This window comes from Pseudomonas sp. TH10 (assembly GCF_016651255.1).
Classification (GTDB): domain Bacteria; phylum Pseudomonadota; class Gammaproteobacteria; order Pseudomonadales; family Pseudomonadaceae; genus Aquipseudomonas.
Window position 1 is genome coordinate 1 of sequence record NZ_JAEKEG010000109.1, and the last position, 11910, is coordinate 11910.

The 11910-nt window shown below is 59.0% G+C and carries 12 protein-coding genes and 1 pseudogene; 7 read left to right on the top strand and 6 right to left on the bottom strand.

Going from position 1 to position 11910, the window contains the following annotated elements; genetic code table 11:
- Both kdpA and kdpF read right to left on the bottom strand, forming a co-directional pair.
- Positions 1-1634, bottom strand: a 1634-nt coding sequence (gene kdpA / locus JFT80_RS17010) for a potassium-transporting ATPase subunit KdpA (protein ID WP_201148639.1), incomplete at its 3' end; no start/stop codon positions are given.
- A gap of 8 nt (positions 1635-1642) precedes the next feature.
- Positions 1643-1732 (bottom strand): K(+)-transporting ATPase subunit F, encoded by a 90-nt coding sequence (kdpF, locus tag JFT80_RS17015; RefSeq protein ID WP_201148640.1) that lies wholly within the window; start codon positions 1730-1732, stop codon positions 1643-1645.
- A 207-nt stretch (positions 1733-1939) separates the two neighbouring features.
- Here kdpF and rfbC point away from each other — a divergent pair, with 207 nt between their 5' ends.
- The 6 genes from rfbC (at position 1940) to JFT80_RS17045 (ending at position 7405) form a co-directional block, all read left to right on the top strand.
- Positions 1940-2485 (top strand): dTDP-4-dehydrorhamnose 3,5-epimerase, encoded by a 546-nt coding sequence (gene rfbC / locus JFT80_RS17020; RefSeq protein WP_201148641.1) that lies wholly within the window; start codon positions 1940-1942, stop codon positions 2483-2485.
- A 17-nt stretch (positions 2486-2502) separates the two neighbouring features.
- Positions 2503-3585, top strand: coding sequence for a dTDP-glucose 4,6-dehydratase (gene rfbB / locus JFT80_RS17025; protein ID WP_201148642.1), 1083 nt, complete (start codon positions 2503-2505; stop codon positions 3583-3585).
- Complete coding sequence (gene rfbA, locus JFT80_RS17030; protein ID WP_201148643.1) at positions 3582-4457, top strand: glucose-1-phosphate thymidylyltransferase RfbA; 876 nt, start codon at positions 3582-3584, stop codon at positions 4455-4457. The genes rfbB and rfbA overlap by 4 nt, the downstream gene beginning before the upstream one ends.
- 14 nt (positions 4458-4471) lie before the next feature.
- Entirely contained in the window at positions 4472-5344 is an 873-nt protein-coding gene (gene rfbD, locus JFT80_RS17035; protein ID WP_201148644.1) for a dTDP-4-dehydrorhamnose reductase, read from the top strand.
- A 312-nt stretch (positions 5345-5656) separates the two neighbouring features.
- The gene (gene eat, locus JFT80_RS17040; RefSeq protein ID WP_201148645.1) at positions 5657-7030 is read left to right on the top strand and encodes an ethanolamine permease; all 1374 of its coding nucleotides are present in this window, start codon (positions 5657-5659) and stop codon (positions 7028-7030) included.
- A gap of 207 nt (positions 7031-7237) precedes the next feature.
- Positions 7238-7405, top strand: coding sequence for a DUF2897 family protein (locus JFT80_RS17045; protein ID WP_201148646.1), 168 nt, complete (start codon positions 7238-7240; stop codon positions 7403-7405).
- 58 nt (positions 7406-7463) lie between these two features.
- Here the strand turns inward: JFT80_RS17045 and JFT80_RS17050 are convergent, their stop codons facing one another.
- Complete coding sequence (locus JFT80_RS17050) at positions 7464-8315, bottom strand: DUF1989 domain-containing protein (protein WP_122838046.1); 852 nt, start codon at positions 8313-8315, stop codon at positions 7464-7466.
- A gap of 186 nt (positions 8316-8501) precedes the next feature.
- On the opposite strand from JFT80_RS17050, the gene JFT80_RS17055 reads away from it, so the two are divergent.
- Positions 8502-9059 carry a TetR/AcrR family transcriptional regulator gene (locus JFT80_RS17055; RefSeq protein ID WP_201148647.1) on the top strand — a complete coding sequence of 186 codons (558 nt, stop codon included), beginning with the start codon at positions 8502-8504 and terminating at the stop codon, positions 9057-9059.
- Here JFT80_RS17055 and fabF read toward each other — a convergent pair.
- From fabF to JFT80_RS17070, 3 genes and pseudogenes are all read right to left on the bottom strand, one after another.
- The gene (gene fabF / locus JFT80_RS17060; protein ID WP_201148648.1) at positions 9056-10330 is read right to left on the bottom strand and encodes a beta-ketoacyl-ACP synthase II; all 1275 of its coding nucleotides are present in this window, start codon (positions 10328-10330) and stop codon (positions 9056-9058) included. The two genes, JFT80_RS17055 and fabF, sit on opposite strands and share 4 nt — an antisense overlap.
- A gap of 22 nt (positions 10331-10352) precedes the next feature.
- A pseudogene (locus JFT80_RS17065) lies at positions 10353-11113 on the bottom strand (SDR family NAD(P)-dependent oxidoreductase).
- 234 nt (positions 11114-11347) lie between these two features.
- Complete coding sequence (locus JFT80_RS17070; protein WP_201148649.1) at positions 11348-11683, bottom strand: helix-hairpin-helix domain-containing protein; 336 nt, start codon at positions 11681-11683, stop codon at positions 11348-11350.
- Between the last annotated feature and the right edge of the window lie 227 nt (positions 11684-11910).

An 11910-nucleotide genomic window follows, 5' to 3' on the forward strand; every position in this document is an offset into this window, starting at 1 on the left:
AAGCCACCCACCAGCAAAATGGTCACGGTCAACAGGGTCACAAACAGCGGGCCGTGGGTGGGGAAGCTGTTCGGGCTGACCGGCGCGGCTTTCTTCAGCGCCAGGCTGCCAGCCAGCGCAAGCACGGGCAGGATGTAGCCGAAACGACCGATCAACATGCCCAGGCCGAGCATCAAGTTATGGAACGGTGTGTTCGCACTCAGGCCGCCGAACGCCGAACCGTTATTGGCACTGGCCGAGGTGTAGGCGTACAGCAATTGGCTGAAACCGTGCGGGCCGGGGTTGCTGATGGTGGCCGCCGGGCCTGGCAGGGTCGCGGCAATCGCGCCGAGCACCAACACGCCGACCGGCATCACCAGCAGAGTCACGACCAGCAATTGCACTTCCCGCGCCTGCAGTTTTTTACCCAGGTACTCCGGTGTACGGCCGATCATCAAACCGGCGAGGAACACCGCGATCAGCACGTTGAGCAACATGCCGTAGAGCCCGGCACCGACGCCGCCGAAGATCACTTCGCCGACCATCATGTTGACCAGCGCGACCATGCCGCTAAGCGGGTTAAGGCTGTCGTGCATGCCGTTGACCGAACCGTTGGACGCCGACGTCGTCGTCACCGACCACAGCACCGAACCGGTGGTACCAAAGCGCGCTTCCTTGCCTTCCAGCGGCGCGGTCTGTTCCACCGCCGCGTTGTTGAGGCTCGGGTTCGGCTGGTACTCAGCCCACAACGAGGTGGCGCCGCCGATCAGGAACAGCGCCAGCATGCAGGCGATGATCGCGCGGCTCTGACGCAGGTCTTTGACGTAATGGCCGAAGGTAAAGACCAACGCCACCGGGATCAGAATGATCGATGACACTTCGAACAGATTGCTCCACGCGGTCGGGTTCTCGAACGGATGCGCCGAGTTGACGCCGAAGAAGCCACCACCGTTGGTGCCCAGTTGCTTGATCGCAATCTGGCTGGCTGCAGGACCGAGCGGGATCACTTGATCGACGCCTTGCAGGGTCACCGCATTCACATACTGCGCGAAGGTTTGCGGCACGCCTTGCCAGACCAGATACAGCGCCAGCAACAGGCACAGCGGCAACAGGCCGTAGAGCGTTGCGCGGGTCATGTCGACCCAGAAGTTGCCAAGGGTTTTCGTCGATTTGCGACCGATACCACGGCACAGCGCAACCAGTACGGCGAGGCCAGTCGCGGCGCTGACGAAGTTCTGCACGGTGAGACCGACCATCTGGCTCAAGTAGCTGAGGGTCGCTTCGCCGCTGTAGGACTGCCAGTTGGTGTTGGTCATGAAACTGACGGCGGTGTTGAACGCCTGCGTCCACTCTTGACCCGGCAGGTTCTGCGGGTTGAGCGGCAGGTGATCCTGGAACAACAGAATCGCGAACAGCAGCAGGAAACCGGCGAGGTTGAACGCCAGCAGCGCCAGCGTGTATTTCTGCCAGCTCTGCTCAGCCTGCGGATCAACCCCGGCAATGCGATAACAGCCGCGCTCGACCGGACCGAGAATCGGCGTCAGCCAGGTGCGTTGACCTTCCATCACCTTGTAGTAGAAGCGCCCGAGGAACGGCGCCGGCAGCAAGACCACCGCAAAAAACGCGAGGATCAGCCAATAGTCATAACTGTGCATAGCCGCTCCTAGTTCCGATCCGCGCGCAACAGCGCAACCAACAGATAAATGAACAGCCCCACTGCCAAAAACAGTGACACCCCGTCCAGAACGCTCATGGAAGATCTCCGTGTTACGGCGTATTGCCGTGTGTGCAGGCATTGTCGGAAAGGAGGCTGTAAAGGAACGAGAGCGAGGGGTGCGGCGGGGCATAAAGAAAGCGTAAAGAGTGAGGTTACGCGGGGTTTACAGCATTGCCGCTCGCGTATGAGCGGTGATTTGACCGAGAATGTCGCCCATCGAATGTCAAAGCCAGAGAAAACACCATGAATGTAATCGCCACCGATTTGCCCGGTGTTCTTATTATCGAACCGAAGGTATTTGGTGATGAACGTGGCTTCTTCTACGAAAGCTTCAACGCCAGGGCTTTCGAAGAAGCCACCGGCCTGGACACCCAGTTCGTCCAGGACAACCATTCACGCTCGCAAAAAGGCGTGCTGCGGGGCCTGCATTACCAATTGGAGAATACCCAGGGCAAGCTGGTTCGGGTAACGGCCGGGGAAGTGCTGGACGTTGCGGTGGATATCCGCCGCAGTTCACCGCACTTTGGGAAATGGGTTGCGGTGCGGTTGTCTGCAAAGAATCATCGGCAGCTATGGGTTCCGCAGGGTTTTGCCCACGGGTTCCTGGTGTTGTCCGAATTCGCCGAGTTTCTTTATAAAACCACCGACTACTACACACCGTCCGCAGAGCGCAGTATTCGTTGGGACGATCCGGATCTGGCCATCGACTGGCAATTGGATGGAGCACCACAACTGTCCGCCAAGGATCAAGCGGCACTGTTCCTGAAGGATGCAGAGGTGTTCTCGTGAATCCAGGTCAGAACAACATGCGTATCCTCATCACTGGCGGTGCCGGCTTCATCGGTTCGGCACTTATTCGCGAGCTGATTTCGCAGACCGGGCATGAAGTCCTCAATCTGGACAAGCTGACCTACGCGGGCAATCTCGAATCCTTGGCCAGCATTGCCAGTGACACGCGTTATGAGTTCGTCCAGGTCGATATCGTTGACCAGGCAGCCGTGAGTGCAGTGTTCACGCGATTCCAACCTCAAGCAATCATGCACCTGGCTGCAGAGTCTCATGTGGACCGCTCGATCGATGGTCCATCGGATTTCATCCAGACCAACATCGTCGGCACTTACAGTTTGCTGGAAGCGGCGCGGGCCTACTGGCAGACCCTGGCCGAGCCCGAAAAGAGCGCTTTCCGTTTTCATCACATCTCCACCGACGAAGTTTACGGCGACCTGCATGGCGTCGACGATCTGTTTACGGAGGCAACTCCTTATGCCCCAAGCTCTCCCTACTCTGCCAGCAAGGCGGCATCTGACCATCTGGTTCGAGCCTGGCAGCGCACTTACGGACTGCCGGTGCTGTTGACCAATTGCTCGAACAACTACGGCCCGTTCCACTTCCCTGAAAAGTTGATTCCACTGGTCATACTCAATGCTTTGGCCGGAAAGCCGCTGCCGGTGTATGGCAATGGCCTGCAAGTGCGCGACTGGCTGTTTGTCGAGGACCACGCCCGGGCGCTACTCAAGGTAGTAACCAAAGGTACAGTGGGCGAGACCTACAACATCGGCGGCCACAACGAACAGAAAAACATCGATGTAGTGCGCGGCATCTGCGCCCTGCTCGAAGAACTGGCCCCGCAAAAACCCGAAGGCGTTGCGCTGTATACCGACCTGATCACGTTCGTTCAGGATCGACCGGGGCACGACCAACGTTACGCAATCGATGCCGGCAAAATCGAGCGCGAGCTTGGCTGGGTGCCTGAAGAGACCTTCCAATCCGGTCTGCGCAAAACTGTCCAGTGGTATCTGGCTAACCTCGAATGGTGCCGCCGCGTCCAGGACGGCAGCTATCAGGGCGAACGCCTGGGCGCCATCAATACTCGGGAACTGCTCGCATGATGAAAGGTATCGTTCTGGCAGGCGGATCCGGTACGCGCCTGCATCCAATCACACTCGGTGTGTCTAAACAGCTTTTGCCGGTTTACGACAAACCAATGATCTATTACCCGATTTCAGTTTTGATGCTGGCCGGCATCAAGGACATCCTGCTGATTTCCACCCCGCACGATCTGCCGCAGTATCGCAATCTACTGGGTGATGGGAGTCAATTTGGGGTGAACTTCAGCTATGCCGAGCAGCCGTCACCGGATGGTCTGGCTCAGGCCTTTTTGATTGGCGAAGCGTTCATAGGCGACGATCCGGTGTGCCTGATTCTCGGTGACAACATCTTCCATGGCCAGCACTTCGGCGAACAACTGCGGAGCGCGGCAAACCGCGCCTCTGGTGCCACCGTCTTCGGTTACTGGGTCAAAGACCCCGAGCGCTTTGGCGTGATCGATTTCGACAGTGCAGGCCGCGCGCTGTCGATTGAAGAAAAACCGAAATCCCCGAAGTCCAGCTATGCCGTTACCGGCCTGTACTTTTACGACAACGATGTCGTCGAGATTGCCAGGGCCGTGAAGCCTTCAGCGCGGGGCGAGCTGGAAATCACCGACGTGAACAATGCCTACCTTGCGCGCGGCGACCTGCAGGTCGAACGTTTCGGGCGAGGGTTCGCCTGGTTGGACACCGGTACCCACGACAGCCTGCTCGAAGCGTCACAGTACGTGCAGACCATCGAGCATCGGCAAGGCTTGAAAGTGGCTTGCCTTGAAGAGATAGCGTACGAAAACAAGTGGATCGACCGCAAACAATTACTGGATCGCGCTCGCTATTTCGGCAAGACCGGTTATGGGCAGTACCTGGCGAAGCTGGCCGGCGAAGGGCAATGACTCATGGGCATCCAATGAAAATCCTCATCAGTGGCCAGCATGGTCAGGTGTCCCGGGAGTTGCAGCGGTGTCTTGGCGCAGTCGGCGAGTTGATCGTATCAGGGCGCGATCAGATGGACCTGGCGCATCCCGATCAGATCCGCCAACAGGTTCAACGGGTGCGTCCCGACCTGATTATAAATGCCGCCGCCTACACCGCCGTCGATCTGGCAGAAAGCGAGCCCGAAGCCGCTTTGGCTATCAATGGGATCGCCCCGGGCATTTTCGCCGAAGAAGCATTGGTGCTTGGCATCCCATTGATTCATTACTCCACCGACTATGTATTCGACGGTTCGAAGCCTGGGCCGTACACAGAGGAAGATGCGCCTAATCCGCTGGGCGTTTACGGCAATAGCAAATTGGCGGGGGAGCGAGCGATAACCCAGGTGCAAGGCCAGCACCTGATCCTGCGCACCAGCTGGGTGTACTCGACCCACGGGCGCAACTTCCTGCTGACCATGCAACGTTTGCTGCAGGAAAAACCGGAACTGCGCATCGTTGCCGATCAGATCGGCGCACCCACTTGGGCAGGAACAATCGCGGCCAGCACCCTTGCTCTGATTAAGCGCTGGCAGTACGGCGATGCGGGTGCCTGGGGGATTTATCACTTGACCGCCCAAGGTGAAACATCATGGTTTGGTTTTGCTCAGGCCATCGGAGACGCGTTGCGCGAGCGCGGAGCGCCCTGCGCGAACCTGCTACCTATCCCCTCCAGTGATTACCCGACGCCAGCCGAACGCCCGCTGAACTCGAGACTGGATTGCACCCGTCTGGAGCAGGAGTGGGGCGTGAGCCAGCCTCAGTGGGCAGCCGCGCTGCAGGAGTGCTTGGCAAAACAAACCCTTTAAGGCCAGCCGCCCGCCTGTGGCGAGGGAGTTACTCCCGCTGGGGCGCGAAGCGGCCCCAAACCGGGTCTACTGGCAGCCCATTGGGAGCTAGCTCCCTCGCCACAAAGTTAGTGTCAGGTTTGGCAAAATCTGCGCGCGAAGACGGCATATCAGCCATGAATGCCCTCGACTGGCGCAAGCACTCGCCGATATCCGGTGGCGAACATCCCCGATACGACAGCTTTCAGCGCTTTACGACCTCCAAAAGTAGACTGGCACGCCCACTGCACGCGCCCTCCCCCGAGCTTTCCAAACCGTTCAGGGAGCAAACGCATGAACACACAACTCAAACCCACACTGGGCACGCTGCACCTGTGGGGCATCGCCGTCGGGCTGGTGATTTCCGGGGAGTATTTCGGCTGGAGTTACGGCTGGGGTGTCGCCGGAACGCTGGGCTTTCTGGTGACCTCCTTCATGGTCGCGACCATGTACACCTGCTTCATCTTCAGCTTCACCGAACTGACCACTGCGATTCCCCACGCTGGCGGGCCATTTGCCTACAGCCGCCGGGCGTTCGGCGAAAAAGGCGGGTTGATCGCCGGGCTGGCAACGTTGATCGAATTCGTCTTCGCACCACCAGCGATTGCCTTGGCCATTGGCGCTTACCTCAACGTGCAATTCCCCGCGCTCGATCCGAAACACGCGGCGGTCGGCGCCTACATCGTGTTCATGGGCTTGAACATCCTTGGCGTGAAACTGGCGGCGACCTTCGAGTTGATCGTCTGCGTACTCGCCGTCGCCGAGTTGCTGGTGTTCATGGGCGTGGTCGCCCCGGCCTTCAGCTTCAGCAATTTCGCCCTCAATGGCTGGGCCGGTTCGGATGTGTTCGGCGCGCCAGCGATTGCCGGGATGTTTGCCGCGATCCCGTTCGCGATCTGGTTCTTCCTCGCCATCGAAGGCGCGGCCATGGCTGCCGAAGAAGCCAAGGACCCGAAACGCACGATTCCCAAGGCCTACATCAGCGGCATTCTGACTCTGGTGCTGTTGGCCATGGGCGTGATGTTCTTTGCTGGCGGCGTCGGCGACTGGCGCACCCTGGCGAACATCAACGATCCCCTGCCGCAAGCGATGAAAACCGTGGTCGGCGACAATTCCGGCTGGCTGCACATGCTGGTGTGGATCGGCTTGTTCGGACTGGTGGCGAGTTTCCACGGGATCATCCTTGGCTACTCGCGGCAGTTCTTCGCCCTCGCCCGCGCCGGTTACCTGCCGGCCTCGCTGGCGAAACTGTCGCGCTTCCAGACGCCACACCGCGCGATCATCGCCGGCGGCATCATCGGCATTGCCGCCATTTACAGCGACGGCCTGATCAACCTCGGCGGCATGACCCTCACCGCCGCGATGATCACCATGGCGGTGTTCGGCGCGATCGTGATGTACATCATGAGCATGCTCAGCCTGTTCAAGCTGCGCAAAACCGAACCGAATCTGGAGCGGACTTTCCGCGCGCCGTGCTACCCGCTGGTCCCGATGATTGCGCTGGTGCTGGCAGTGGTGTGTCTGGTGGCGATGGCGTGGTTCAACGCGCTGATCGGCTTGATCTTCCTCGGCTTCATGGCCGTGGGCTTCATCTACTTCCTGCTGACCGGTCAACTTCGCGCCAACGCCCCGGCCGACGCCATGCTCACGGGCCACTCACTCATGTAGGAGCTGCCACAGGCTGCGATCTGTTGATGTTGTTTTTTAAGACAGCAAAGTCAAAGGATCGCAGCCTTCGGCAGCTCCTACAGGGATATGCGTAATGCATAACAGGCCTAGAATGGAACCACTGCGAAGTCACTTCGCTCAAAAGTGGTAAGCAGCATCGCACGACGAAAATCTCGTCTGTCGATCTGCCATTTAAGGAGAGCCGTTATGCCCTGGTATGCCTGGTTGATTCTGGTCGTTGCAATCGGCTCGATCGTTGGCGGTCTGATGATGCTGCGTGACACTGCCCACAAGGTCGAACTCACCGACGAGCAACGTAAACGCGTCGCCGAACGCAATGCGGACATGGACGCCAAGGAAGCAAAAAATCGCTGAACCTTAAGATCAAAAGATCGCAGCCTTCGGCAGCTTCTACCGGAGGCTGCGATCTTTTTTATTTTTCCCAGTCTGCCTTGGCGATGTGCAGGCCGTGCATCCCGTTGTATGCAGCACGCTCGGGCTGGCTCCAACCTTCCAGCAACTCATCTTCCAACCGATAAATCTCCACTCCAAGCGGACGACATACGCTCAACGGATCCTGCGCGTCCGGCCCCCACATCGGCAAAGACAAATCCCCTCCCGGGCAGGTCGACAGCGCACACAGCAGATCAATCTCGGCAAAGAATTCCAGGTAATCGCCCTTCTGCGCCGGACAGGCTTTCATGAAGTACATGTCGTCATGATTGAGGCCCGTGCACTGGAAAATATTCAACACGTCATGCACGTCGAACTCGGTCAGACCATGGGGTAATACGGCCCGGGTCAGGTTCGAATGGCAATGATGGTGAAAGTCCTCGCCCGTGAGCATTTTGTTCACATAGGGATCGCAACGCGTGCCCAGCAGGTCGTGCAAGCGGCCACCGTGTTCGTCGACGCCGTAAGCGGCCAGGCTGTCATCGGTGATGGTCACCAATGGCCGCAAAAAGGGCAGGTTCGACCACAGCCGGTCATGGGTACTGACATGCGCGCCTTGCAGTTGACGGGTGCGGGCCGCCCACAGGCGTTCGCGGGGATCGTTGGCATTCCAGACGTTAAAATCACCCACTTGTGGCCCGACCGGTGTGGTAACTCGAAACACATGCCCAGCCGGGACATGCCATGCGCGCCCGGTGCGAATCGGCACCTCAAATTGCTCGATCAGCGTGCGAGCGTCCTGCGCCTCACGAATTCGGTTGTAAAACGCGGTGTCCACCTGCAAAGCCGCGCCTTTGCTGACCTGATAGGCCGCCGGGTAATCTTTGAACATGATCGTCTCCTCGCTCAGGCAGACCGCCAAGGCTCAGCGGTCCCGGATTAATAAAAGTCTGCAGGCGAGCAAACACTATTCATGCCAGGTTGCGCTTTGAAGCTTCCGGGTGCTTTTTTAGGAATAGAAGACAGTCACCATCTAAGCTTCCTTGGTTAAGATGAAGTATTGCCGTGGAGATTTCAGATGCGTTATTCGCAGGATCACAAAGCCCAAACCCATCAACGCATCATCAAGGAAGCTGCCGCACGCTTCCGACGTGACGGTATTGGCGCGACCGGCCTGCAACCCCTGATGAAAGCATTGGGCCTGACCCACGGCGGTTTCTATTCCCACTTTTCGTCCAAGGACGAACTGGTGGAGAAGGCCCTGCAGGCGGCCGGCGAAGAACTCGACGCGCACTGCGCCATGTTGTTCGCTGAGGAACGACCACTGGACGCTTTCATCGACAGTTATCTGTCCGAGTGGCACCAGACTTCGCCCCACCAAGGCTGCCCGCTGCCGACCATGTCCTCCGAGCTGGGCTTGCGCGGTCAGCCGAGCCCGACCACTGATGCCGTCCTCAACGCCAGGCTTGAACAAGTGCAAGGCACGCTGGAGGGCGAACATGCCGACGACCGCAGCATTGTCATCATGTCGACCCTGGTAGGAGCACTACTGTTATCACGCAGCGTCGAGAGCCCCGGACTGGCCCAGCGGATCCTCGACGTCACGCGCGAACACTTGAAGCAGTCCCGGGACTAGCCCTGCCAGCGCTTGAACAGCACGCTGGCATTGACCCCGCCGAAGCCGAAGCCGTTGGACAGCGCGTACTCGATCGCCATCGGCCGCGCCTGGCCATGGACAATGTCCACGCCTTCGGTGGCCGGGTCCGGGTTGTCGAAGTTGAGCGTGGCCGGCGCCACCTGATCACGAATCGCCAACAAGGTGAAAATCGCCTCGATCCCGCCCGCTGCACCCAGTAGATGCCCGGTAGCCGACTTGGTCGCTGTGACCGCGATCTTGTTCTCGGTGCCGAACAACGATTTGATCGCCGCCAGCTCCCCGAGATCGCCGACCGGCGTTGAAGTCGCATGAGCATTCAGGTGTTGCACCTGATCCGGAGTGATACCCGCCTGCGCCAATGCCAAGGCCATTGCCCGGCGCGCACCGCTGCCATCTTCAGGGCCGGCGGTCAGGTGATAAGCATCCGCGCTGGTACCGTAACCCACCAGTTCCGCCAAGGGCTTGGCACCACGGGCCAGGGCATGTTCCAGGGATTCGATCACCAGAAGGCCGGCGCCCTCGCCCATGACAAATCCGTCACGGCCACTGTCGAACGGTCGCGAAGCGCGCTCGGGCGTATCGTTATAGCCGCTGGACAAGGCCCGCGCCGCCGCAAAACCGGCAAGACTGACGCGATCGATCGAGGCTTCCGCTCCACCACACACCGCAATATCCGCCTCGCCACAGCGGATCAGCCGCGCTGCATCACCAATCGCCTGCACCCCGGCCGCACACGCCGTCACCGGAGCACCCAACGGGCCTTTGAAGCCGTGCCGAATCGACACATGGCCGGCCGCAAGGTTGACCAGGAACGACGGAATGGTAAACGGCGACAGACGCCGCGGCCCACGACTGTCCGTGGTACGCACCGCATCGGCAATCGCCCCGAAACCACCCACGCCCGAGCCGATGATCGTCGCCGTGCGCTCTTGGGCAGTGGCATCCAGCGCCTGCCAACCGGCCTGTTCCAGCGCCTGACGCGCCGCTTCCATCGCAAACACGATAAAGCGGTCCATCTTCTTCTGTTCCTTGGGCGGCGTCGCCCGATCCGGGTCGAACCCCGCCTCGGCATCATCAGCCAGCAACGGCACCACACCACCTACCGAGGTCGGCAAATCGGCCACCACAGCGTCCGGCAACGTGCGCAACCCGGACTGCCCCGCCAGCAGCCGCGCCCAAACCGCGTCGACACCCGTGCCCAAAGGCGACACCAGGCCCATGCCTGTTACAACCACTCGACGATCACTCATACTGCAAACACCTCAAGCCGCCTCACTTGTAACGTGCGGCAGCTTTGCTCTTGGACAAATTCGGCGCCATCACATGACGCGCCGCTACAAAGGCATCCCAATCGGCCGCGTCGGGCAACGAGGGAATGGTGACAAGCTCACCCTGGTCCAAACCCGACAGAGCAGCATCAACCATCTCCCCCGCCTCCATCACCATGTCCGCCGGATCTGCGATGCATCAATGCCGGAGCGCTCCCAGATCTCAGTGCGGGTTACACCCGGCAAAACGGCCTGGACTTTGACGCCTGTACCATCCAGTTCCGCATTCAAGGACTGGGTCAGACTTAACACATATGCCTTGCTGGCGCTGTAAGTCGCGTTGAAGCGCTCAGGAAACAGCGCCACGACCGAGGCGATATTGATAATCGTGCCACGACCCGCCTTGGCGAAACCGGCTGCCGCTGCTGAAGCCAACCGGGTGACGGCGGTTATGTTGAGTTGAATCAGGCGCTCAAGTTGATCCAGGTCCGAATTGGCCAACAGCCCATCCGCCGCGACACCGGCATTGTTCAACAGGAGGCTGATGCTGGAGTCACTGCGCAGGCGTTGTTCAAGCTTCAGCACATCGTCTTTTTGCGTCAGGTCTGCCTTCAGCACTTCAACCTGCACACCGTGGCTTGCGCGCAGTCTGGTCGCCGCGGCTTCCAGGCGTTCCTGGTCGCGGGCTACCAGCAGCAAGTCGAAGCCACGGGTGGCGAGGCGCTCGGCGTAGATGGCACCGATGCCGGAAGAGGCGCCGGTGATGAGGGCTGTTCCTTGAGATTGGGGGAGGTCATCGGTGTACTCCTGTGGGGATTTTTGAGTGGTGGGAGGCCGAGAATGTCGCTCGCTAACTGGCGACCATTTTATTATATGCATAATCTAAAGATAATATGATAGTCATAATCTTCAAGGGGTCGACGAAAGGCGAGCACAATCACGATGGCCAGAATGCAAAAAGGCCGGTCAATGACCGGCCTTGCAAGCTCGCTGTTAAGCTTAGTTCAGCACCAGCCTTTCGCGGTTTTTATCCAGGATCGCCTTACCAATCCCTTTGACTTCGAGCAGTTCGTCCACCGTAGCGAATGGACCGTTCATATCACGATACGCAACAATCTCTTGTGCTTTCGCCTCGCCTACCCCTACCAGGTCACGCTGAAGAGTGATGGCGTCAGCCTTGTTGAGATCGACCTTGACTGCCTGCGGGTCGGGAGCGATTTGCTGTGTTGCGCTTGGCGCGGCAGGTTCGGCTTTCGGCGCAGGGGCCGCATGGGTGGTGAGAGAGAGGCTGGTGAGGAGTGCAAAAACCAGGGAAGAAAAATATCCAGTACGCATAGTTGAAGCTCCATTTCATCGATTTGGGAAAGCAGCTTCTCCGAAGCTGCCTTCCAAATTTAGACGATGCATGGGGCCTGTCAAAAGTGTGTCTGTTGCTTAATGTGAAACAATTCAGGATCTGACTACGACTCGATTCAAGGAAAAAATTGAACGTAGTAGTCTCATTTGTCAGTCGGCATAGGCTCAGAATTGCAGAAAAGGTTCGGTCGAAATATCTCGACCAG